Source organism: Chitinophagales bacterium (assembly GCA_020636535.1).
Lineage (GTDB): Bacteria > Bacteroidota > Bacteroidia > Chitinophagales > JADIYW01 > JADJSS01.
The window spans coordinates 228,782-251,315 of sequence record JACJXT010000012.1; the positions used below are offsets into that span (position 1 = coordinate 228,782).

The following is a 22,534-nucleotide window of genomic DNA, read 5'->3' on the forward strand; positions in this document are numbered from 1 at the left end:
AAAGAAGATATTGTTTGCCATAATTAAAACAATGCTTCCTAATACAATGTAGGCAAGTCCAATAAACAACCTAATGACAAACGCTGGATTTTTAAATTTCGACCACATTGCTATAAAGATAAAAAAGTCCAACAAGATAGTTGGACTTTATGATTAAAATTGATTGTTTTATTAATATAATTTAAAGGTTACTGGTAGTGTATAGTATACTTTTACTGGTTTTCCTCTTTGTAAACCTGGATTCCATTTAGGCATACCTTCTACTACTCTTTTCGCTTCTGGTCCACAACCTCCACCTACACCATCTTTAATTACCTTGGCATCTTTAATTGAACCATCAGTATCTACATAAAATTTAATATATACTTTTCCTTCTAAGCCATTTTCTTTAGCTAAAGAAGGATAGTTAATATTCTTAGATAGATATTTCATTAACTCTGTTGGTCCACCAGGAAATGATGGTTGCACTTCTGCTCTTTCAAAAATATCTGGTTCTTTTGGAGGCGGTGGTGGTGGTGGCGTTGTTACCTCTGGTCCTTTTCCACCTTCATCTTTAGGAATTTCAATTTTTGCTTTAGCATCTTTATCTCCTTTAATTGTTTTATCAGAGATTTGAGTTTCTTTCACCTCTTCTTGCTTAGTAATTGGTTCTTCTTCTTGTACCAACTCATCTTTTTTCGCTACCAACTCTACTAATTTAATAGTAGGTCTTACTGGTGGTGGCGGCGGTGGTGGTGGCGGTGGCGGTGGTGGTGCCTCAATCACTGGAGGTGGTTCTTCTATATTCACCTCTGTCATTTCTAAGGTAACTTCTTTTTCTTTCTTTTTACCTATTTGTTGAAATACTTTTAGCTGCGCTAATAACACCATTACAACAAATACACCACTAGTAATTAAAAACGCTCTTAAAGTGTTTTTGTTAACTAGCTTTCTTAATATATATGCACCATAGTCTTTGTTTAAGTCTTCAAAAACTATATCGTCCCATGTTGCATTACTATAATCTTTATTATTACTCATAATTTCTTATAACGAATATTTTATAAAAAAATTATCTAATCTGCGAAAGTTGTTACTGTTCCACCATTATCTACCGCTTCTTGTTCTATATCTGATAAATCTTGTATAGAGTAGATTTTGGTTTTAGTAATATCCATTTCGTCTAATACATCTACTAAGTTCTTGTAGTTTGCATCTTTGGTATATTTAATTAATACAATTGTTTCAGTATCTCCATCTTTATCTTTACCAAATTTTGCATCTACCTCTTTTTGTTTTTTATAAATAATATCTCTCAAACCCTCTGGACTAAAATCAGTAGTTTTAAGTCCAACCACAGTAGTACCATTATAATACCAAATTTTATTGTCTTTGTCAAGAATTAAGTTCAACACTTTAGATTCTTTAACTGTTTGCTTCTCCTCATCATTTTCTGGCGGTTTAGGCATATTTAAGTCCATTGCCACCGATTTGCTCAATTGAGTAGTTAACATAAAGAATGTAATCAAAAGGAATGCCAAATCTACCATAGGTGTTAAATCCACTCTGGTTGACATTTTTTTACTTCTGACACCACCTTTGTGTTTCTTATTGCCACTGCCCTGGGAAGTATCTATATCTGCCATAGCTCTTTTTTATTGGTTAATTAATCTCTAGCTCCTTCTAGAGTGGTGATTAAATTATAAGAGTAAACATCATTATCTCTAAAAGTATTAATCAACTTCCTAACATCTTCTATATTTGTATTTTGGTCTCCTCTAATAGCTATTGGTGCTTTGTCTAGGTTTTCTTCTTCTACATAGACATGTCTAATAGCCATTACCCAATCTGCTAACTCGTTATTCGTAGAATCTGAAGGAATACCTGATAACTGACCTGCACTTTTTAATTCAATCATTTTATCTGACTCTAAGCCAATAGTTGCTTTTAGTTTACTCATTGGCACGCCAATTACTTCTAAACCAGATAATTCTTTTTCTTCTGCAGCAGATAATTTGATATTAGCATACTTTTCTGGTTTTAAGGCAATCATTTTATCTACTATTGCTTTTCTTTTTTCTGGTTTGCTAATAGTCATGTAGACTTTTCCATCTTTATCTAGCATGAAAGTAACCAAATCGTCTTTTACTTCTTTTTCTGCTCTAGAAGTTGGTTGAGCAATATTTACGATTTGCGGTGGAGTAAACTTAGCCGTTAAGATAAAGAAAGTCAAAAGCAAAAATGCTACATCACACATTGCTGTCATGTCTACATGGGTGCTTTTGCGAGGTACTTTAATTTTTGGCATAGTTATCTATTTTTAGCGTTATAAATTTTAATGCTTTCTTGATGCGAAAGTTTGTGTGATACTATAACCCATTTCATCTATACCATATGTTAATTTATCAATCATATTAGTACAAAGGTTATAAGAAACGATAGCAATTGCAGAAGTAATGATACCAATAGCTGTATTGATTAATGCTTCTGAGATACCTACTGCTAATGCTTCTGGATCTGTACCACCTGCACCTGCTAAGGCAGCAAACGCTCTAATCATACCTAATACAGTACCAAATAGTGCTAAAAGCGTACCAACTGATGCGATAGTTGCTAAAATCCACATATTTTTTTCTAAAGCAGGCAATTCTAAAGAAGTTGATTCTTCAATTTCTTGTTGAATCGCTAAAATCTTTTTCTCGCCTTCTAACTCTGTATTTTTTTCCATCTCTGCATATTTATGTAAACCTGCTTGTACCACATTAGCTACAGAACCTTTTTGTTTATTACATGCATCAATAGCACCATTAATATCGTTGCTAGATAATTTTGTTTTGATGTTTTTTAAGAACGCATCTATTGAACCTGTACCTTTTGCTTTACTAATAGTTAATAGTCTTTCGATAGTAAAAATAATACAAGTTAAAAAAGTTGCTAAAAGGAATGGTACTACCCATCCTCCTTTGTAGATTAATCCCATAAAGTTTGTTGGATGACCATTTTCATCTAATTGTTTTCCGAAAAACAAATAGAATAACAAATTACAAAGGATTACTGCAATAAGAATAACAAGTCCTGCTGACAATCCTGCTGGTTTACTGTTTGTTGTTTTTGCTTGCGCCATAATTATCAATTTAAGTTTAAAAAGATGTTTATTTAATTTTAACGCCGATAAAGATATATCAATTTTTTAATTCTGCAATAAAATTTATCAATTAAAATTAAATCATCAATTTTTGTTTTTTGTGTGATTATGTAAACGATACAAATTTGTTTTTGTTGTACTTTTAACTTTTTTAATGTATGAAACTGCTGTTACTACATCATGCTGGTGGTGATAAATATGCTTACAAAGTACTAGTAAATAAGCTAGAAGCTGTTGGTTTTATTTGTATATGCTATGAACTTTCTGGCAGAAGTGATAGATATGCCGAACCATTAAATAATAACTTGCAAACCACTATAGATAAGCTAGAACTATTTATAAATCAACAGTTTAAATCGAATGAAACTTATGCTATTATTGGTTTGAGTATGGGTGCATTATTGGCGTATTTAGTTAGTCATCAGTTAGTGCAAAAAGAAAAGAATGCTCCAAAATTATTGATTTTATCTTCTAGAATGTCTTTGAGTAGTTATGCTAATGATATTGATTTTAACCAAATGACTAGCGAAGCATTTTGGCAATATATTTTAAAATATGGTGGTTTTTCTGAGCAATTTTTACAACATCAAGAATTGAAAAATTTTTATGAACCAATTTTAAGAAACGATTTTAGTTTATTGAATCAGTTTAAAATTTCTATGGCTGATGAATTATCTCTAGACATTCCTGCTTATATTTTAAATGGAAAAGAAGACTTCACTATTCATCAAAATGGTATAAATGATTGGCGTAGTTATTTTAATGGTGTTTTAGAATTTGAAATTTTTAAAGGTGGACATTTTTTTCTATACGATGCTAGTGATGAAATAGTTGATTTTATCATCGGAAAAATAAATCACTATGATTGAAATACAATTATTTAATGCCACAGAACAAATTGTTGATGAAAAATTATTTGATTTTTTGTTTCACCAATTGCCTTTGTCTATGCAAAAAGATGTTATTGCACACACACATTGGCAAGATAAATGTAATATTGTTGTAGGAAAAACGATTTTAAAAAATTGGTTGAAAGACAATAATAAAGTAGCAACTTTAAACAATTTACAATACGAACAAAAAGAACGACCTTTTTTTATAAATGTAGATTTTGATTTTAATATTTCGCATTCTAAAGAAATTGTTGCTTGTGCTTTTAGTAATAATAGAGTTGGTTTAGATATAGAAAAATATAGAAATATTGAAGTGAATCATTTTCAGAAATATTTTAATGCTAATGAATTATTGCAAATAATGACTGCTGAAAAACCTTTACAACAGTTTTTTAAATTCTGGACAATTAAAGAAGCTGCAATTAAATATAATGGCAATGGCGTTGCCGTTTTAGGTGATACTGAGATTTTAGATAACGAAAAAGTAAAATGCAAAGAAAAGATACTCTATTACCAATTACGAAATATTGTTGATGGATTTTCTTGTTGTGTAGTTAGTAAAAATGAAATTGAAGCTATTGATATAAAAGTATTAAGTGTAGAAGATTTACTTTGATGGTAATTATTGGTTTTATTATGTCAAGTGAAAAATACTTGATATGGCTAATAGATGCTGAATCTTTTTCAGCATCTGTGTTAAATCTATCTTACGGCTTGTTGGTTTTGTTGAAAAAGCTGTACAATTTTTTGTGCTAGTATTTTACTATACAATTGTGCTCCTTTATTATTTAAATGATGAAAGTTATAACCATATTCAAAGCTATAAAACTCTGGATATTGTCTGATATCTGCTAGACTAATACATCTATTTTTTGGCAAAGCATTAAATACTGGTAGTAACAAACTATAAGAAGTTCTTGCCTTTGGTGGTAAAACAAAATACACATCAATTCCTTTTTTACTGCACTGTTTAATTAAGTTTTGAAGCAGTTTTACCATCTGTTTGTTTGGTTTGTCTGTAGGTTCATAATTGTTAAACGAAGCTAAAACTGTTTGATTTAAACTATCTCTGTGTGTTTTATCGTTAATAAATGCATTTCTAGATTCTTTAACTAAGTCGACTTCCCAATTGTATTCTAGTAATAAATTTTCTTCTTCATCATAAGATAAAAATCCATCTTTATATTTTCCTAGATAGTTGGTATCTAGTGAAGTATTAAAAATTAAGTTTTCTAGTGCATCTGGCATAATACCCATATTTAGTTTATTTTCTATGAGTGAACTCGTGTAGTAATAGGAATATTTTGCTCTTGTTTTATAAGAGTCCTCTTTAAGTGTTGGTATCACTCTCATAGCATTGATGTACGAAGAAAAATTTTGCCAAGAAATCCATTTTGCAGTGTGTCTATTAAATGCAAAGAAATATGGTTCGCTAGAAACACTTATAAATATTTGTTTTAGACTGTCGTTTTTAATTTTTAAGATGCCTTGTATGTCTCTTAATTCTTGTATGATATTGTGTCCATCTATTCCAAAATTAAATGACTTTATATCTAGATGATTGTCGTTTGCAATTTTATCTATAATATGTGGACTGATGTGTCTGTACTCTAAACTGCCACCAAAAAATAAAGTATTAAATTGTTCGCTGTTTTGTTTATAGTAATCTACTTTTACATGCTGTGTTTTATCGCCCCAATAAAATGGCAACAGACTACTTATAATAACTGAAATTAAAACTATTACAGTAACTATTATTAATATATTTTTAATTAATTTACTTGTCATAGTTAAAATTGAAAATAAACAAATGAAGTATTATTATATACACCAAACCAAAGTGTGCTTATTGCTAAAAAGAAATAAAACAACCATCTTTTGTTTTTGTGAAATTGTGCTACTACTGTATCTATAGGTTCATCTTTGATAAAATGTTCTATTAATAATAATATTAATAAAAAACTAATTCCTATAATAAACTGAGCAATTCCTTTATGTAATATCCAAGTAGAAAAATAATTGGCAGAAAAAATATGTAATGACTTAGCATACAACTGACCAGCAATAGTTGTCCAACTTACACCTAATTCTTGACTAGTTACATGAACTCTAAATAGTAAAAAACAAAAAGTAAGTATTAATATAGTAACGACTATATGCATTTGTTCTGGAAAGTATTTTTTATATAGTTTATATGCATTACTTGGTTTAATACTTCGTAGTACATTGTATTGCCACAAGTAACGAATTGCCATTGCTACGCCTACTAGAGAAAATGCTAAAACCATTGGCCAATTAGCACCATGCCACAATCCGCATAAAGACAATACCAATACTAAATTGAATACTACTTTTGTACCTGATGCTTTGTAAGCTCCTAGATAGAAAAAAACATAATCGGTGAGCCATGTAGATAAAGAGATGTGCCAACGCGTCCAGAAGTCTGCTAAGTTTTTAGAGAAGAAAGGTCGTTTAAAGTTTTCTGTAATATTTATTCCCATACATTTAGCAGCACCAAGTGCAATGTCTGAGTATCCACTAAAATCGCAATACACTTGAAAGAAAAAGAGTAAAGCACCAATGATGATTGTCCAACCACTTGCTTCTTGATAGTGTAAATACATATCATCAACATAAAATGCCAATCTATCTGCAATAACTACTTTTTTAAACAAGCCCCATAATATTCTAAACAAACCATCTCTTACATTATTATATTCAAAATGATGCGGAACTTTTAATTGTGGTAATAAGTTTTTTGCTCTTTCAATTGGTCCATTTACCATTACTGGCCAAAAACAAGTAAACAAAGCGAAGTAACCCATTTTTCGTTCTGGCTCAATAATACCTTTATAAATATCTAGTGTATAGCTTAACGATTGAAATGTGATGAAAGAAACGCCAACAGGAACAACAAAGTCGTTAAACCAAGGTTCTGGCACAACATATGGCAGTTGAAATAAATCGAAAATGCTTCTTATATTATCATCTATAAAATTAGCGTATTTGAAAAAGAACAGAATACCTAGATTCATTGCCATACTTAAAGCCAACCATCTTTTTTTTGATTTTTTAGTTGTTGCTTCTGCGATTTTTATTCCTGCAAAATAATCGTTGAGTGTAATTGCTGCAAGAATTAACAAATAAGATGGACTAAACGAACCGTAAAAGTAATAGCCACTTAACAACAAAAAGAACCATTGATACTTTTTATTTATCTTGAAATAGAGATAAAGGAAAATAGGAAAAAATATAAAGAAGTGTAGCGAGTTAAACAGCATTATGTATTGTGATTGAAAAACAAAAATAAAAAAACAAATGACAATGTATAGGCATTACATATAAAAACTTAAGTATACTGTTGTTGTAATTAATCTTCTATTGCAACGAAAATGTAAACATCTTCACTGTCTTTTTTCATCCAGTAGTTTTCTCTAGCAAACTTTTCTATATTTTGAATATTAGACAATACCATTGTTCTTTCTTGATTGATATCATTTATTGCTTTGGTATAATATTGTTCTTCTTTATTTAGTTGTCGAAGTTGTTTTGCCAATTTGAATTGACTGATTAAATTTCTATCAGAAATAAATAAAAGATATATAAAATAAACAAAAGCAACTAAGAAAAACTTGTTCTTGAGTATTGCTGGAATTTTGTCTAATAATTGTTTGTCTATTATTTGCACTAGAGCGTAAATGTAGTGCAAATTATTTTTTTCTTTTATAAAAAGTTGATAACAAGCGTGGAAAGTTGTAAGATAATTCTATAAACCCAAAAATAGATTCTGTATATTTCTCATACTTCAAAATTACGGACGACAAGAATGGAGATTATTACAATTTTGTTCGTTCCTCTCAAAATTTTGCAATGGCACTCTTTTATTAGTTTCTCTAACCTTTAAGCTCAGTTTAACTAAAAGAATCTAAAGTTTTTTCCTGGAAAATAAGCTGCGTCTCCTAATGTTTCTTCAATTCTTAACAACTGATTGTATTTAGCAATTCTGTCGCTTCGTGAAGCAGAACCTGTTTTTATCTGACCACAATTTAACGCTACTGCTAAATCTGCAATGGTCGTATCTTCTGTTTCACCACTTCTATGCGACATTACAGAGGTATATTTATTTCTGTGTGCTAAATCAACTGCATTTATGGTTTCGGTAAGTGTACCAATTTGGTTTACCTTTACTAAAATTGAATTGGCAATATGTTCATCAATTCCTTTCTGTAATCTCTTTACATTGGTTACAAATAAATCGTCGCCTACCAACTGACATTTATTGCCTACTCTTTCTGTCAATAATTTCCAACCTTTCCAATCATCTTCTGCCAAACCATCTTCAATAGAAACAATAGGATATTTTTTAATCCAATTTGCCCAATAATCTACCAACTCTTCTGATGTATACATTTTATGTGTTGATTTATTAAAAGTATATTTATTGGTTTTTGCATCATAAAATTCAGAACTTGCTGCATCCATCGCAATAAAAATATCTACACCAGGTTTGTAGCCAGCAACTTCAATTGCTTTTAAAACAGTTTCTATAGCTTCTTCATTGCTTTTAATGTTTGGAGCAAAGCCACCTTCATCTCCAACATTAGTAGAATAACCTTTTTCATGTAATACTTTTTTAAGATGATGAAATACTTCTACACCCATTCTCAATGCATCTGAAAATGTATCTGCACCAGTTGGCACAATCATAAATTCTTGAAAATCGATAGCATTGTCGGCATGAGCACCACCGTTTAAGATATTCATTAATGGAATTGGCAAAGTTTTAGCATTTACTCCACCAATATAATTGTACAAAGGTAAACCTGCTTCTTGTGCTGCTGCTTTGGCAACTGCCATAGAAACAGCTAAAATGGCATTGGCACCTAATTTCTTTTTATTTTCGGTTCCATCTAAATCAATCATTATTTGGTCGATATTAGATTGCTCAAAAACAGATTCTCCTAAAATAGCTTCGGCAATAAGTGTGTTGACATTTTTAACTGCTTTAGTAACGCCTTTTCCCATGTATTTTTTTCCACCATCTCTTAATTCTACAGCTTCGTGAATTCCAGTAGATGCACCAGAAGGCACAGCGGCTCTACTTACCGTTCCACTTTCTGTAATGATTTCTGCTTCTACTGTTGGATTTCCTCTTGAATCTAAAATTTGTCGTGCATGGACATTTACTATAAAACTCATATGTTAAAAATCTGTTTTAACAAATATACGAAGTGAAAATTTAAAAGAAAGATTTATTTACATAAATACAGTGTTGTTTGATATTGAAAGTTGATTTTACCTTGTTTTTGGTATTGGTTGAATAAGTTTTGTAGTGCATTTTTCATTTCAGCAAAATTTTGGTGGTGCTGATTTGGCATATATGAACACGATGTTACTCTGCCTAATAATCCTTCAAAATCAAATATTTGTTGATATGAAAAGGTATAGTAATTTATTTCAAAATCTTTAAATAGTTGATAGACATCTTCTTCTTTTATGTTTTTATGGTTTATCTGATTATAATCGATACTGAATTGATGAATAAACTTTTCGTATGCTTGCATGAATGGTTTGGTTTCGTCTCTATCATTCCAAATAATAGCAATTAGTCCGCTTGGTTTTAAAATTCTTTTGGCTTCTACTACAAATACTTGATTGAAAAACCAATGCAATGCTTGAGCACATACAATAATATCACACGAATGATTTTCTATTGTTGTTTGTATTGCTGTAGCATTAATAGTAATGAATTGCGTATATTCTTTTAAGTAGTTGATAGCTGCATCTTGCATATTTTGATTTGGTTCTACGCCATAAACTTTACAGTTTTCTTCTAAAAACAATTTTGCGGAAATGCCTGTACCAGAACCAATATCTGCTACAACAAGATTTTGTTTTGTGGTACTGTTTTCTAGTATCGTATTGATTACTGCTATTGGATAAGATGGTCGATACAAAACATAATCGTTGACTCTATCGCTAAACCGCTGTGTTGATTCCATAGTAAATTAATGTTTGCTCTTATACTAGTTGGTATTCAAAATTTATTATGTTCTTCTCAATGCTAATTGATATTACCAGTAAATGTAATAAATGTATTTTGATTAGATTGTAATTTTTTAGCAGAGAAAAAAGTAACAGTAATTTTTTCTTATGTGTAGATTCCTGCTTTCGCAGGAATGACGAGCGTTACTTTGCTGTTTAAACTGTCAGAAGGAAACTTCTGACAGCACGGAAAAATTGGCATTCTATAAGATATACTATAACTAATTCCAATAGACCACACTTTCTTCTTGGCTATTGCTACGCAGCGTCCTACCTAGCTTTAACCTACGCTTAGAGACTCTGCGAAGAAAAAAGTGTCAAGTAAAAAACACTTCACATTATTTTTTTTTGAGACTCTTCGCTTCGTAAACTACGCTCTGAGTGACGAAAAAAGGAATATTACTTACCTCCGTCTAGTTCGTCTTGCCATTTTTTAAGTGATTCCCATTTGCCTTCGTATGCTAATTGTGCTTGTTGTGGCCATGTTCCTGGATTGTGTACTCTAAATCTATCGCCTCCATTATTTAAGATTGTTTGACATTCTTCTACACTTGCATCGGCTAGTTTTTTCCATGTATCAATGCCTGCATCTTTAAACATGCCTTCTATTACTGGTCCTATGCCTTCTATGATTTTTAAATCGTCTTCTGCTACTTTCTTGCCAAATACTGTTGCTGCTAATGCTGCATTAAATGGAATGCTTGGTGCTACTGCTGCGGCCATACTAATATTGGTAGATAGTTTGCTATTGCAAGCATCTAAATCTGCTTTTAGTTTGTCTATTTGTGCTTGTAAGTCTGCATTTAAGCTAACAAATTTATCTCGCTCGTTGGTAAGCAAACTTATTCTTTGATTGCACTCATCGTGGTTATTGTTTTGACCAGCTAATAATTTTCCTAATAAATATCCTAGTAAAGCTGAAATCAATCCAACTATTAAAGGAATAAAAAAACACCAATTCATATTTTATTATTTAATATTTTAATTAATCGTAACAACTGTTCTTCTGTTCTTACTTCTACCCTCTTCTGTATTATTGTCGGCAATTGGATCATCTGGTCCTTTTGACGACACATTTAGTTTATCTGCATTTATACCATTATTTACAAAATAAGATTTTGCAAAATTGGCTCTTTCTAAACCTAAATTGATGTTGGTTTGTCTGTCGCCAGTATTGTCTGTATAACCAATAATATTTACTGTACTGCCTTCTACTTTATCTAAGTACATAGAAATTTGTGCAAATTTTTGTTTTTGTTCATCTGACAAATTGATGGTATTTTGACCTGTTTCAAAGTAAAGTATTAAAGGATTCGCTTTAATTTCTGCTGCCAATTTTTCCCAATCAATTGCATTTGAATCTGCTTCGTTTGCATTAGATGCTAGTTTCCAGCTAAAGTTTAATGGTCCGTGTAATATTGAATCTGTACTTGGTTCAAATGTATCATCTAAGCGAGAAGATAAGTTTAGTTGTTGTGATGAAATGCCTTTTGACACAAAGAAGTTTTTCACTGCGTTTGCTCTTGCTAATCCTAAATCTGGGAAAGCTGTATTGTTGACTTCATTGGAGCGATATAATCCTACAATATCAATTTGTTTGTTTGGATTGGCTTCTAGATATGCTTTCAACTCCTCTACTTTTAATTGAACATCATCACTGACTGGTTCTAGTAAATGTGCATCATTCCAATTAAAATTAAAATTGTCGTTTGCACTAAAGCTATTTGCATCATCGCCATTAATTATAAATGCATTCATGGTTGGACTAGCGATATCAGTTGTTGATTCTTTGTTACAACAACCACAACAACATAGCTTGATATACAGTAGTGTCCCAATTATAATAGTTAATAATATACCTAAAAGGTACAATGTTTTTTTAGACATCTCTTCTTTTATTTATTTGAAGTTAATCAAAAGAAATAAGAAATCAAAAGAAATTTTACATTATTTTAACATTACTGTTGGGTTTCGAGAAAACATAGTTAAATCTTAATAATTTGTCACAATATAAAAAACTGTCATCGAAGTATAATAAAGGAGTTTATAGATTCCTTCTTTCGAAGGAATGACGATATATGTTGATTTAGCTATATTTTATAACTATTTATATAAAAAAGATTTTGAAATGAATTCAGAATGAAAGTTGATTTGTAAGTTACTTCATCATTATATATACAAACCAAAGTAATTGTTTATTCTATTCTTTTTATTGTTTTGTGAGGACACGAAACAATGCTATTGATTGTCACGATTTTGTTCGTGCTTCCTTCCAAAGTTTTGTAAAGACAGTCTAATTTAATTGCATCAGAGTTTTCTTCAAATAACTTTGATGGCAACTTATACAGAAGCAGCAATAAAAGAAAGGTATAAAAGCAAATAGTAAAAAGAACAAATTCTCAACACTTTACCCAATTCTAGTTATCTTTGTTTAATGGATTGGAATACTATTTACTCCACTCAAAGAACTGGACAAAGTTTATCGACTTCTATCGATGCTAGAACAGAATTTCAAAGAGATTTTGACCGCATTATTTTTTCTACCAGCTTTAGACGATTGCAAAATAAAACACAGGTTTTTCCTTTGCCAAAAAACATCTTGGTACACAATCGACTGACACATTCTTTAGAAGTAGCTTCGGTTGGCAGAACACTTGGTGCTTTAATTGGTCAGCATATTGCCGAAAAATTTACTAAGCATTTAACCGATGATGCCAAAGCATTCTATCAACACAGCTTGTACAATGTAATAGCAGCAGCTTGTTTGTGTCATGATATTGGCAATCCAGCATTTGGACATTCTGGCGAAGATGCCATTGCCCATTTTTTTATTGAGAATGAGCGTCATCTTAAATCGTATTTTAACGATGAACAATGGTTCGACTTTATACATTTTGAAGGCAATGCTAATGCTATGCGTTTGCTGACACATCAACAGAATGGAAAAGATGAAGGTGGTTTAAAATTAACGCATACTACACTAGCAAGTATTGCCAAATATCCTTGTGAAGCCAAAGGAAAACAAAAAGGCATTTTACATCGCAAGAAGTTTGGCTTCCTACAATCGCAGAAAGAAATATTTAAAGACATTGCTCTTAGTACCAATATGATAATGGAAAACGATAATCCATTAATTTATAAACGACATCCTTTTGTTTGGTTAGTAGAAATTGCTGATGATATTTGCTATAATATTATAGATGTTGAAGATGCACATCGACTAGGCATTATTAGTTTCGATACTTGTAAAACATTATTTACAGATATTATTCATGCTTTAAATCCAGAATCTAATTATAATAAAAAATTAAATACCATATCAGATAAAAATGAAACCATTGCTTTTTTAAGAGCATTGTGTATTAACTATCTAATAAAAGCAGCTGTAAAATGTTATGAAGAAAATATAGATGCAATTTTAGATGGCAGTTTAAATAAAAGCATAATCAATATTATAAAGGAAAAATGTATTGCTTTAGATACTATAGAAAAATTTTCAATAGAAAATATTTATGGATATAAAGCAGTGGTAGAAATTGAGAACGCTGGCTATAATGTAATGTATGAATTATTACAACATTTCATACCACCAATTTTAAAAATTAAGTCAGACAGAAGTAATGCCGATAAGAAAGCACTACAATTAGTAGCACCACAATTTATTTATGATAATAACAATACCTACGAAAATGTATTAGGCATTATTGATTTTGTTTCTGGTATGACCGATAATTATGCCACCGACTTGTATAGAAAAATTAAAGGAATAGAAATTGGCATGAGTTTCTAATGAAAGCATTTAATTAATAAACAAAAATATGTAGTTTAGTGTCATATGCTTTTAAACTCTTTAGATTTTGCCATCTTTTTACCTATTGTACTGATATTGTATTGGATAATAGGCAGTAAAAGAGTTAAATTGCAAAATATATTATTATTAATTGCAAGTTATATTTTTTATGGTTGGTGGGACTGGCGATTTCTTTCCTTGATATTTATTAGCTCTATTGTTGATTATACTGTTGGTAATAAAATTCATCAAACAGAAGATAATAAAAAAAGAAAATATTTATTAATTATTAGTCTAATTGTAAACTTAGGATTTTTAGGATTCTTTAAATACGCCAACTTCTTTATAGATAGTTTTAATAATTCTTTCAATTTTCTAGGTATTCCAATTCAAGGAAGTCTGCTCAATATTATTTTACCAGTAGGAATAAGTTTTTATACTTTTCAAACATTAAGTTATACTATAGATATTTACAAACGACAATTAGAACCATCTGAAAATATATTAAATTTCTTAACATTCGTAAGTTTCTTTCCTCAATTAGTTGCTGGACCAATTGAAAGAGCAAGCAATCTCTTGCCACAGTTTAGTAAAAATAGAGACTTAACTTATGCCTATTTCTCTCAAGGATTTAAATATATTGTCTTTGGATTTTTTATGAAAGTGGTTGTTGCCGACAGAGCTGCCATTTATGTAAATGCAGTATATAATAATGTTGTCAACCACGATGGTATTACTTTTGTTTTTGCAACACTCGCTTTTTGCTTTCAAATTTATGGCGATTTTGCTGGCTACTCACTCATTGCCATTGGCACAGCAAAATTCTTTGGTTTCGACTTGATGACTAATTTCAATCGACCTTATTTTTCTACTTCTGTTAAACAGTTTTGGACGCGTTGGCATATTTCCTTATCTACTTGGTTTAGAGATTATTTATACATTCCGCTTGGTGGAAATAAAACAACAAAGCCAAGATGGTTGTCTAATTTGTTTATTACTTTTTTAATAAGCGGATTGTGGCATGGTGCAAATTGGACTTTTGTAATTTGGGGAGCTTTAAATGGTTTTTACTTGATTATAGAATCGGTATTATTTAAAAAAAGAAAAACTAATGCATTAAACTTAATAATAACTTTTATTTTAATAAATTTTGCATGGATATTTTTTAGAGCCAATAGTGTAAACGATGCATTTACAGTTATAAAAGATATTTTTACCAATTCTGGCAGATTGTATATTGGCGAAGGAGAAGATGTGACTTCTCTACTATATACAATTATGGCAATTACGATGTTGTTGTTTGTAGAAACATTTCAAGAGTATTTTAGCAATTTGCTACAAAAACCAATACTTAAAAACAGATATGTAAAGATGACTGCTTATGCTATTTTAATTTTTATTATTTTATACTTAGGCGTATTTGATGAAAGTCAATTTATATATTTTCAATTTTAATCAATGAAAAACGAATTAATTAAAATATTATCTACTGCTATAAAATTTATTATTATTTTTATTTTGATTGATTTTTCATTAGGTACTATTGCTACTAAATTAATTTACGCTCAAAAAACTGGAAAGTATGGCAAACTTATTGAAGGATTAGATAAAAGCAATGCTGCTATTTTTGTTTTTGGCAGTTCTCATGCACTTCGACATTACGATAATGATTTAATCGAACAACAGTATCAATCATCTTGTTATAATGTTGGCTCTAAAGGACAGAAAATGCTTTTTCAAACAGTGCTTTTAAAAACTTTACTAGAACGACATGCACCTAAAACAATTATTTTAGATATTGATGACGATTGGTTGTATGAATTTCCTGCTGCCTACGATAGATTAGGTGCTTTACATCCATTCTATTCAAAACATAGAAAAGTACTACGACAATCATTACAGGAATACGACAAGTATACTGGACTTAAATTAGCGTTTAAATCGTATCAGCAGAACTCTACATTTTTACATGTGGTTCGTTATTTTTTATTTCCTGAACCAAAATCTACCAATGGCTTTGAACCTTTAAACGGAAAACTAAATGCTAGCGACAGTGTTCATCTTAAAGAGATATTTAATACAGTCAATACAAATACTAAAAAAATAGATACTAATTTCATTCACTCATTAGAAGCATTTATACAATTATCAAAGTCAAACAATATAGAATTAGTCTTGTGTATTTCTCCTAATTTATATTATAAGAATGAAAAAGATAATATTTCTTATCATAAAATAATTGATATAGCAAAATCGAATCATATTTTGCTCTACGATTTTACCAATGATACCAAATTTTTAAATCAGTATACTTTGTTTAATGATGTAGACCATTTAAATATTGATGGTGCAAAACTATATACGCAACAACTATTAGATAGCTTGTTGAATAAATAAACATCAGCTTCTGAAGCAAGTTCAGAAGCCATTCTAGTTTATAATTCTAATAGAAACCTTTTGTAGATACTGTAATTAGAACGGTAAATCGTCGTCTAATTCTTCTACACTAGCATCAGTACTGCTGTTACTCATAACAGGTTCTTGGCTATAGTCTGGTTGGTAATCTTGATTGTATTCGTTTTGTTGTGCAGGCACTGCTTTCCATGCTCTTACATCAGTATACCATTTACCATTAAATTCTCTACTTTCTATATCAATAGAAAATTCATATTCTGCTCCTACTTGTAATCTAAAATTGTCAACACTATCTCCCCAAACTACTAAACATATTTTTTTTGGGTCGTAATTGCCATTTGGTTTTTCTACAATAGCAAATTGTTTTTTCCAGTTATTTCCTGCTCTACTAACGCCACTTTGTAATGGCAATAACTCTACTACTTTTCCTTTAAATTGCATCTTTTATATTTTATCGATTTGAGCTACTAAATTATCAAATATTTCATCAATACTGCCTACACCATTAATTGCTGTAAACTTATTGCTTTGTTTATAGTGTTCTGCTACTTGAGCTGTTTCATTTAAGTAAACAGCAAATCTGTTTTTAATAATTTCTTCGTTTAAGTCATCTGCTCTGCCAGAAGTTTTTCCTCTTTCCAAAATTCTTGTTACGATTTCTGCTTCTGGAACATCTAATGCCAACACTTTTGTAATGGTTGTTTCCTTTAATTCTAGTAGTTTATCTAATGCTTCGGCTTGTGCTTGTGTTCTCGGAAATCCATCAAAAATAAAACCATCTACTTTGCCTATGTGTTCATCTAATTTATTAGACAACATACCAATAGTTACTTCATCAGGAACTAACTCGCCTTTGTCCATATACTTTTTAGCTTCTACACCAAGTGGTGTTTCGTTTTTAATTTCGTGTCTAAATAAATCGCCAGTAGAAATATGACAAAGATTAAAGTGTTCTGCTAGTTTTACTGCTTGCGTTCCTTTTCCACTTCCTGGTGGTCCAAATAAAATAAGATTAATCATGAATAATTATTTCGATTCTTTTGCAAAATTACTAAATTTTATAGGTTGATACAATTTAGTTTTACACATAGTTTAATACAAAATTCTTGCATTAATAGTATGTGGAATGTTTTTAACATCTTGAACAACTTCATTATCTGCGTTAGCATCAACATCTAAAACAACATAACCAATAGTTTCGTTGGTTTTTAAATACTGTCCTAAAATATTTACCTGATGTTGCGACAAGATAGAGTTAATTTGCGACAAGATTCCTGGTACATTTTCATGAACATGCAATATTCTTCTCGTATTTTCTTGTAATGGCAAGCTTAATTCTGGTACAGTTTTACAACCAATAGTACTTCCATTATCTATAAACGATGTTAATTTTAATGCTACATCTCTACCAATATTTTCTTGTGCTTCTTGTGTGCTTCCGCCAATATGTGGTGTAAGAATTACATTGTCTAGTCCTTGCAATTCGCTTACAAAACCAGTTCCTTTTTTCTCTGGTTCTTGCGGAAATACATCAACAGCAGCACCAACCACTTTTCCACTTTCGTAAGCATTTTTTAAAGCAGCAATATCCACGACATTGCCTCTTGCTAAGTTTTGGAAAATAACACCATCTTTCATCTTAGCAAATTCATCAGCACCAATCATGTTTGCAGTTTGTGGTGTAGCTGGCACATGTAGCGTAACAATATCTGAGTTGGCTAATAATTCATCTAAGCTATTGGTTGCTTTAGCATTTCCTAGTGTTAACTTTGGTTCTACATCATAAAAAAGTACATTTAAACCTACTGCTTCTGCTAACACAGATACTTGCGAACCAATGTGTCCGTAGCCAATAATGCCTATGGTTTTACCTCTTAATTCGTACGAGTTAATGGCATCTTTTAACCAAGTTCCTTCGTGAGCGGCTTTATTTCTTGCAGGAATTCCTCGTAGCAACATAATAGAGTTAGCGATGATTAATTCAGCTACCGAACGCGTATTGGAATATGGTGAATTAAACACTGGAATACCTAGCTGAGTTGCTTTTTTTAAATCCACTTGATTGGTTCCTATACAAAAACAACCTACCGCCAACAGTTTTTTTGCTTTTTCTAAAACTGGAGCTGTAATATTGGTTTTAGAACGAATACCAATAATATGATAATCTTCTATACAATCTAACAACTCTTCTTCTGTCATTGCATTTTTAGAAGTAGTGATGTTAGTAAAACCTTTTTGATTAAATGTTTCTACTGAAGATGGATGTAAACCTTCTAACAGTAAAATTTTAATTTTCTCTTTCGGATAAGATAGTTCTTTCGCCATAATATTTACTTGTATCGAAAATAAGTATTATGCATAAGTATTTGCTATACTAAAGATAATCATAGCATTTAGTTAAGATAGAATTAAAGTAATTTGTTTGATTGCACAATAAGTTATCATGTGAAAAACACTTGATTTGGCAAGAGTATATTCTAAAGTAAATTCATCTGTGAATGTAATTATAGGTAAAAGTCTATTTTCTTACCTTTTGTCTTGATACAAAAGGCAACCAAAAAATCAAGAAAAGATGATCGCTCTACGCTACACTGCCAACGCTTTGCCGCCGCATCTTTTCATCCTACGCTTCATTTGCCAATGATTATTTTAAATTATTTTACTCATTGCTTCTATTTAAAAAGGCAACTAATGGTTGTAATGCATTGCTTCTTTTTACAATTTCTGAAAGTAGTTTCTTATCTGTAATCATTTCATCTGAGATAGATGACATTGCTACAAAATTTTTGAGTTTTAAAAATTCTATCGCTGGATTGCTGTCTTCGTAATCTTTTGGTTTTCTTTTTAATTTATTTTCTTCACTTAAATTTACAAAATATTTTTTAAATTCTTTAGCATTCAAAATGCTTTTAAATTCTGCAAAATTATAGTCAATTTCTTGTCGAATGTTGGCTAAATTTTCTGGACTTGGATCATATTTTCCTCCACCAAAAAAACAATTATTTGGTTCTATGTGTAAGTAAAATCCACCATTTTCTGAATTTTTTCCACCTTTTACTACATACAAACCTATATTGGTTTTGTAAGGCGATTTGTCATTAGAAAATCGTACATCTCTATTAATTCTAAACATGCATTTTTTTGGATCGATACTAGCATATTGTGTATCTATTTTGGCTAGTTCATTAATCCAATCTTGTAAAAAAGCAAGCAACTCAACTTTAATAGCATCGTATCTTTTTTTATTAGATTGAAACCATTCTTTGTTATTGTTCTGCTTTAACTCATTTAAGAAATCAAATGTCGTTTTACTAATCATCTGTTTTTAGTTTTTCTTCCTTGTTAATCATTTTTTCTATGGTGTTTTCTTTTAACATTTCTACCGTAGCATTTCTAATGGCTAAAAACGCATGTCTTATGCCACAAGTTTTTTCGTCTAAACATTCTTCGCATTTTTCGTAATATTTATGTGTAACACAAGGTAGTAAGCCAATAGCACCATCAAAATATCTTACAATTTCTGCCAAATTAACTTCCGATGCTTCTTTGATAAAGTAGTAACCACCACCTTTTCCTTTCTTACTATTTAAGTAACCAGCATTCTTTAAATCTAACAAAATGGTTTCTAAAAATTTTTTAGGAATGTTTTCATGTTCTGCAATCGTGCTAATTAAAATTGGTCCTTCATCTTTGTTTTTAGCAAGATAGACTAAAGCATTAATGGCGTATTTGGTTTTTTTGGATAACATGCTCTACTTAAACGATAGATTAGGTAAAGTTAATGATTTTAAATTAAAATCCTAATGCTTACCTTTGTGTTATGTCTATTAAGTATAATCAGAATACACTTTCGTTAATCGAATCGATATATAAACACAACAAATATGTAATTAGATATGAAAAAGGTTCATTTCAATCTGGCTATTGTATTTTACAAGAAAAGTTAGTTGTTGTAATTAATAAGTTTTTTGATGTAGAAGCAAGGATTAATGCATTGGTAGATATTTTTCATCAAATAGATTTAAGTAAAGATGATTTAGATGAAAAACAATTGGCGATGTTTGATGAATTAGCACAACAAAAATTAGATTTACAATAATGCGTTTTTCGTTTTTAGGCACTGGAACTTCGCAAGGTGTACCTGTTATTACTTGCAACTGTGCTGTATGCACTTCTACGAATTCTAAAGACCAACGACTAAGAACTTCGTTGATGGTTGAGTCTGACACGACTACATTAGTAGTAGATACTGGTCCAGATTTTAGACAACAAATGCTGAATAATAAAGTGCAAGATTTAGATGCTGTGTTGTTTACACACGGACATAAAGATCACATTGCTGGTTTAGATGATATTCGTCCGTTTAATTATTTATTAGATAAAAAAATTGACATTTATGCTGAACCAATGGTGCAAGATGCCTTGAAAAGAGAATTTCAGTATGCCTTTGAACCACAACAATATCCTGGTGTGCCTTTAATGAATTTGATTACCATAGATGAAACACCTTTTATAGTCAATGATATTAAGGTAATTCCAATTAGAGCAATGCATAAAACGCTACCTGTGCTTGGTTTTAGATTTGATAATTTCACCTACATCACTGATGCTAATTTTATTGATGAAAAAGAATTAGAAAAAATATACAATACAGATATATTAGTATTAAATGCTTTAAGAAGAGAAGCACATTATTCTCATTTTTCGTTAGATGAAGCTATTGCCATTGCACAAAAAGTAAATGCTAAGCAAACTTTTTTTACGCATATTTCGCACCACATGGGATTACATGATGCAATAAATAAAACCTTACCAAAAAATATGTATTTAGCTTACGATGGCTTGGTGTTGTGAGTCTTACTTAAAAAATCCAGCTCCTTTATCTAAACCTAATTGAATGAGTCTTTCAACTTCTGCTTTAACAATGTCGTTTTTTTCTTGTAATTGTATTTCGTTGCCAACATCACCTTCAAAATATATAGGTTCGCCAAAATGCATAATCACTTTTGAAGGAAACATAAAAGGAACCAAAGTAGGAAAGGATGGAAATCGCAATGCTTTTTCTAAAAATTTAATATTGCCAAAGTTGACTAATATTTCTTCGCAACCTGCAATACCAACTGGAATTATAGGTGCTTTACTTTTTAATGCCATTGCTATATAACCATTGCCAAAATTTTGTAATTGATATTTTCTACTATACGGTTTTGAAATACCTCTTGCTCCTTCTGGAAAAATAATAACTGCTTCATCATTATTCAACATCTTCATACAGTTTTCAGGATCGCCTAATGCACCGCCCCATTGACTAAAAAGTGTACCAAAAAATGGCACTTGTGGTACAAATCTTTCAAACATACCTTTTGGAGCTCTTGGTGCTTGTTCATTGGTCACTAAAGCATATCCTAATAACATCGCATCAATAGGTAACTGCCCACTATGATTGCCAATAATTAAACACCTACCTTCTTTTGGAATATTTTCTAAACCATAAGCATCTACTCTAAAATATTGCTCGTAAAAAATTTTAGCAGCATTTACAAAAGGTTTAATGCCATTCAAATTAAATCCCCAAGCATCGTAGCCATAGCTGCCTACATGGTTAGGAAATTTTGCAAGAAATGCATTTCTATGTTTTACATCTCTTGATTGTTTGATGATATTTCTAATCTGCTTTTTGATAGCTTAAATATAAAATTTAATATCTTATGTTTAGTTAAAAACAATATTTTTTACTTCAAAAGTAATAATTTTGTGCTTGGTGAAGAAAGCAACCAACATAGTATCATTAATTATTGCTTTTGTTTTTCTGTTTAATGCAAATGGTGTAATTGTATTTAAACATCTTTGTAAAACAGAAAATATTGCAAATTATAGCGTGTTAAATTCTCCTGGTTGTGAAAAAGAAAAAGAGTCAAAAGAAGAAAGTTGTTGCAAAGAACAAGCTAGTAAAAGCAATGACTGTTGCGAACATTCTTTAAGCTTTAAAAAATTTAGCTATAATGGATTTACTTCAAATCTGTTCGAGTTAAAAAAGGTAGACATTGTTCCTATTTTTAATTTTCCTATTGTACAATCTATTGTTTTAATTAAACAATGTAGAGTGCAATTTCAAGGATTAAGTCCACCATATCCAGATTATCATATTGAACAATATTTGCAACCATCTTTAGAAGCGTTGCAATCTTTCTTGTGTTAGGTCATACAATATTTATAAACACTATTTATTAATTAGATAGTGTTTTGAATTAATTGTTCACTTAACAA

General features: G+C 30.5%; 25 protein-coding genes. 8 read left to right on the plus strand and 17 right to left on the minus strand.

Going from position 1 to position 22,534, the window contains the following annotated elements; all coding sequences use genetic code 11:
- Positions 1–171: 171 nt before the first annotated feature.
- From H6553_10740 to H6553_10755, 4 genes are read right to left on the minus strand one after another with little or no spacing between them, the layout of a single operon-like run.
- The gene (locus tag H6553_10740) at positions 172–1,020 is read right to left on the minus strand and encodes a TonB family protein (protein ID MCB9034305.1); all 849 of its coding nucleotides are present in this window, start codon (positions 1,018–1,020) and stop codon (positions 172–174) included.
- Positions 1,021–1,055: 35 nt separating this feature from the next.
- Positions 1,056–1,625, minus strand: a complete 570-nt coding sequence (locus H6553_10745; GenBank protein ID MCB9034306.1) for a biopolymer transporter ExbD — start codon at positions 1,623–1,625, stop codon at positions 1,056–1,058.
- A gap of 20 nt (positions 1,626–1,645) precedes the next feature.
- Positions 1,646–2,287, minus strand: a complete 642-nt coding sequence (locus H6553_10750) for a biopolymer transporter ExbD (protein ID MCB9034307.1) — start codon at positions 2,285–2,287, stop codon at positions 1,646–1,648.
- A gap of 27 nt (positions 2,288–2,314) precedes the next feature.
- Positions 2,315–3,103, minus strand: coding sequence for a MotA/TolQ/ExbB proton channel family protein (locus H6553_10755; protein MCB9034308.1), 789 nt, complete (start codon positions 3,101–3,103; stop codon positions 2,315–2,317).
- 179 nt (positions 3,104–3,282) lie between these two features.
- Between H6553_10755 and H6553_10760 the strand changes: the two genes are divergently transcribed.
- Both H6553_10760 and H6553_10765 read left to right on the plus strand, forming a co-directional pair.
- Positions 3,283–3,993, plus strand: a complete 711-nt coding sequence (locus H6553_10760) for a thioesterase (protein MCB9034309.1) — start codon at positions 3,283–3,285, stop codon at positions 3,991–3,993.
- Positions 3,986–4,633, plus strand: coding sequence for a 4'-phosphopantetheinyl transferase superfamily protein (locus tag H6553_10765; GenBank protein MCB9034310.1), 648 nt, complete (start codon positions 3,986–3,988; stop codon positions 4,631–4,633). Before H6553_10760 ends, H6553_10765 begins: the two co-directional genes overlap by 8 nt.
- An 86-nt stretch (positions 4,634–4,719) precedes the next feature.
- Here H6553_10765 and H6553_10770 read toward each other — a convergent pair whose 3' ends face one another.
- The 7 genes from H6553_10770 to H6553_10800 form a co-directional block, all read right to left on the minus strand.
- Positions 4,720–5,805: a hypothetical protein gene (locus H6553_10770; protein MCB9034311.1), complete on the minus strand. Its 1,086-nt coding sequence runs from the start codon at positions 5,803–5,805 to the stop codon at positions 4,720–4,722.
- Positions 5,806–5,807: 2 nt separating this feature from the next.
- Positions 5,808–7,298: an MBOAT family protein gene (locus H6553_10775; protein MCB9034312.1), complete on the minus strand. Its 1,491-nt coding sequence runs from the start codon at positions 7,296–7,298 to the stop codon at positions 5,808–5,810.
- A gap of 89 nt (positions 7,299–7,387) precedes the next feature.
- Complete coding sequence (locus H6553_10780; GenBank protein MCB9034313.1) at positions 7,388–7,705, minus strand: septum formation initiator family protein; 318 nt, start codon at positions 7,703–7,705, stop codon at positions 7,388–7,390.
- Between the two features lie 227 nt (positions 7,706–7,932).
- The gene (gene eno, locus H6553_10785) at positions 7,933–9,216 is read right to left on the minus strand and encodes a phosphopyruvate hydratase (protein MCB9034314.1); all 1,284 of its coding nucleotides are present in this window, start codon (positions 9,214–9,216) and stop codon (positions 7,933–7,935) included.
- 53 nt (positions 9,217–9,269) lie between these two features.
- Positions 9,270–10,019, minus strand: a complete 750-nt coding sequence (locus H6553_10790; GenBank protein ID MCB9034315.1) for a class I SAM-dependent methyltransferase — start codon at positions 10,017–10,019, stop codon at positions 9,270–9,272.
- Positions 10,020–10,461: 442 nt separating this feature from the next.
- Positions 10,462–11,025 (minus strand): hypothetical protein, encoded by a 564-nt coding sequence (locus H6553_10795; protein ID MCB9034316.1) that lies wholly within the window; start codon positions 11,023–11,025, stop codon positions 10,462–10,464.
- 18 nt (positions 11,026–11,043) lie between these two features.
- Positions 11,044–11,949: an OmpA family protein gene (locus tag H6553_10800; GenBank protein MCB9034317.1), complete on the minus strand. Its 906-nt coding sequence runs from the start codon at positions 11,947–11,949 to the stop codon at positions 11,044–11,046.
- A gap of 547 nt (positions 11,950–12,496) precedes the next feature.
- Here H6553_10800 and dgt point away from each other — a divergent pair.
- Genes dgt through H6553_10815 form a run of 3 tightly spaced genes read left to right on the plus strand, consistent with a single transcriptional unit; the run spans position 12,497 to position 16,249 of the window.
- Positions 12,497–13,852: a dNTP triphosphohydrolase gene (gene dgt / locus H6553_10805; GenBank protein MCB9034318.1), complete on the plus strand. Its 1,356-nt coding sequence runs from the start codon at positions 12,497–12,499 to the stop codon at positions 13,850–13,852.
- A 45-nt stretch (positions 13,853–13,897) separates the two neighbouring features.
- Entirely contained in the window at positions 13,898–15,307 is a 1,410-nt protein-coding gene (locus H6553_10810) for an MBOAT family protein (protein MCB9034319.1), read from the plus strand.
- A 3-nt stretch (positions 15,308–15,310) separates the two neighbouring features.
- Positions 15,311–16,249 (plus strand): hypothetical protein, encoded by a 939-nt coding sequence (locus H6553_10815; protein ID MCB9034320.1) that lies wholly within the window; start codon positions 15,311–15,313, stop codon positions 16,247–16,249.
- A 75-nt stretch (positions 16,250–16,324) separates the two neighbouring features.
- Here H6553_10815 and H6553_10820 read toward each other — a convergent pair whose 3' ends face one another.
- From H6553_10820 to H6553_10840, 5 genes are all read right to left on the minus strand, one after another.
- Positions 16,325–16,708: a DUF3127 domain-containing protein gene (locus H6553_10820; protein ID MCB9034321.1), complete on the minus strand. Its 384-nt coding sequence runs from the start codon at positions 16,706–16,708 to the stop codon at positions 16,325–16,327.
- 3 nt (positions 16,709–16,711) lie between these two features.
- The gene (locus H6553_10825; protein ID MCB9034322.1) at positions 16,712–17,287 is read right to left on the minus strand and encodes an adenylate kinase; all 576 of its coding nucleotides are present in this window, start codon (positions 17,285–17,287) and stop codon (positions 16,712–16,714) included.
- A 72-nt stretch (positions 17,288–17,359) separates the two neighbouring features.
- On the minus strand, positions 17,360–18,592 hold the full coding sequence (gene serA, locus H6553_10830; protein ID MCB9034323.1) for a phosphoglycerate dehydrogenase: 1,233 nt from the start codon (positions 18,590–18,592) through the stop codon (positions 17,360–17,362).
- 334 nt (positions 18,593–18,926) lie between these two features.
- Positions 18,927–19,586 carry a DUF2461 domain-containing protein gene (locus H6553_10835; GenBank protein MCB9034324.1) on the minus strand — a complete coding sequence of 220 codons (660 nt, stop codon included), beginning with the start codon at positions 19,584–19,586 and terminating at the stop codon, positions 18,927–18,929.
- Entirely contained in the window at positions 19,579–20,016 is a 438-nt protein-coding gene (locus H6553_10840; protein ID MCB9034325.1) for an Rrf2 family transcriptional regulator, read from the minus strand. Before H6553_10840 ends, H6553_10835 begins: the two co-directional genes overlap by 8 nt.
- Positions 20,017–20,087: 71 nt before the next feature.
- On the opposite strand from H6553_10840, the gene H6553_10845 reads away from it, so the two are divergent.
- Positions 20,088–20,366: a hypothetical protein gene (locus H6553_10845; protein ID MCB9034326.1), complete on the plus strand. Its 279-nt coding sequence runs from the start codon at positions 20,088–20,090 to the stop codon at positions 20,364–20,366.
- The gene (locus tag H6553_10850) at positions 20,366–21,121 is read left to right on the plus strand and encodes an MBL fold metallo-hydrolase (protein ID MCB9034327.1); all 756 of its coding nucleotides are present in this window, start codon (positions 20,366–20,368) and stop codon (positions 21,119–21,121) included. Before H6553_10845 ends, H6553_10850 begins: the two co-directional genes overlap by 1 nt.
- Before the next feature lie 3 nt (positions 21,122–21,124).
- Here H6553_10850 and H6553_10855 read toward each other — a convergent pair whose 3' ends face one another.
- Positions 21,125–21,829, minus strand: coding sequence for an acyltransferase family protein (locus H6553_10855; GenBank protein MCB9034328.1), 705 nt, complete (start codon positions 21,827–21,829; stop codon positions 21,125–21,127).
- A gap of 199 nt (positions 21,830–22,028) precedes the next feature.
- Here H6553_10855 and H6553_10860 point away from each other — a divergent pair, with 199 nt between their 5' ends.
- A complete protein-coding gene (locus H6553_10860; GenBank protein ID MCB9034329.1) occupies positions 22,029–22,466 on the plus strand; it encodes a hypothetical protein in 438 nt (145 codons plus the stop codon).
- Positions 22,467–22,534: the final 68 nt, after the last annotated feature.

Excerpts from the sequence above, each read along its gene's own strand:
- H6553_10740 (MCB9034305.1), bottom strand. The coding sequence starts at position 1,020 with ATGAGTAATAATAAAGATTATAGTAATGCAACATGGGACGATATAGTT.
- H6553_10745 (MCB9034306.1), bottom strand. The coding sequence starts at position 1,625 with ATGGCAGATATAGATACTTCCCAGGGCAGTGGCAATAAGAAACACAAA.
- H6553_10750 (MCB9034307.1), bottom strand. The coding sequence starts at position 2,287 with ATGCCAAAAATTAAAGTACCTCGCAAAAGCACCCATGTAGACATGACA.
- H6553_10755 (MCB9034308.1), bottom strand. The coding sequence starts at position 3,103 with ATGGCGCAAGCAAAAACAACAAACAGTAAACCAGCAGGATTGTCAGCA.
- H6553_10760 (MCB9034309.1), top strand. The coding sequence starts at position 3,283 with ATGAAACTGCTGTTACTACATCATGCTGGTGGTGATAAATATGCTTAC.
- H6553_10765 (MCB9034310.1), top strand. The coding sequence starts at position 3,986 with ATGATTGAAATACAATTATTTAATGCCACAGAACAAATTGTTGATGAA.
- H6553_10770 (MCB9034311.1), bottom strand. The coding sequence starts at position 5,805 with ATGACAAGTAAATTAATTAAAAATATATTAATAATAGTTACTGTAATA.
- H6553_10775 (MCB9034312.1), bottom strand. The coding sequence starts at position 7,298 with ATGCTGTTTAACTCGCTACACTTCTTTATATTTTTTCCTATTTTCCTT.
- eno (MCB9034314.1), bottom strand. The coding sequence starts at position 9,216 with ATGAGTTTTATAGTAAATGTCCATGCACGACAAATTTTAGATTCAAGA.
- H6553_10790 (MCB9034315.1), bottom strand. The coding sequence starts at position 10,019 with ATGGAATCAACACAGCGGTTTAGCGATAGAGTCAACGATTATGTTTTG.
- H6553_10795 (MCB9034316.1), bottom strand. The coding sequence starts at position 11,025 with ATGAATTGGTGTTTTTTTATTCCTTTAATAGTTGGATTGATTTCAGCT.
- H6553_10800 (MCB9034317.1), bottom strand. The coding sequence starts at position 11,949 with ATGTCTAAAAAAACATTGTACCTTTTAGGTATATTATTAACTATTATA.
- dgt (MCB9034318.1), top strand. The coding sequence starts at position 12,497 with ATGGATTGGAATACTATTTACTCCACTCAAAGAACTGGACAAAGTTTA.
- H6553_10810 (MCB9034319.1), top strand. The coding sequence starts at position 13,898 with ATGCTTTTAAACTCTTTAGATTTTGCCATCTTTTTACCTATTGTACTG.
- H6553_10815 (MCB9034320.1), top strand. The coding sequence starts at position 15,311 with ATGAAAAACGAATTAATTAAAATATTATCTACTGCTATAAAATTTATT.
- H6553_10820 (MCB9034321.1), bottom strand. The coding sequence starts at position 16,708 with ATGCAATTTAAAGGAAAAGTAGTAGAGTTATTGCCATTACAAAGTGGC.
- H6553_10825 (MCB9034322.1), bottom strand. The coding sequence starts at position 17,287 with ATGATTAATCTTATTTTATTTGGACCACCAGGAAGTGGAAAAGGAACG.
- serA (MCB9034323.1), bottom strand. The coding sequence starts at position 18,592 with ATGGCGAAAGAACTATCTTATCCGAAAGAGAAAATTAAAATTTTACTG.
- H6553_10835 (MCB9034324.1), bottom strand. The coding sequence starts at position 19,586 with ATGATTAGTAAAACGACATTTGATTTCTTAAATGAGTTAAAGCAGAAC.
- H6553_10840 (MCB9034325.1), bottom strand. The coding sequence starts at position 20,016 with ATGTTATCCAAAAAAACCAAATACGCCATTAATGCTTTAGTCTATCTT.
- H6553_10845 (MCB9034326.1), top strand. The coding sequence starts at position 20,088 with ATGTCTATTAAGTATAATCAGAATACACTTTCGTTAATCGAATCGATA.
- H6553_10850 (MCB9034327.1), top strand. The coding sequence starts at position 20,366 with ATGCGTTTTTCGTTTTTAGGCACTGGAACTTCGCAAGGTGTACCTGTT.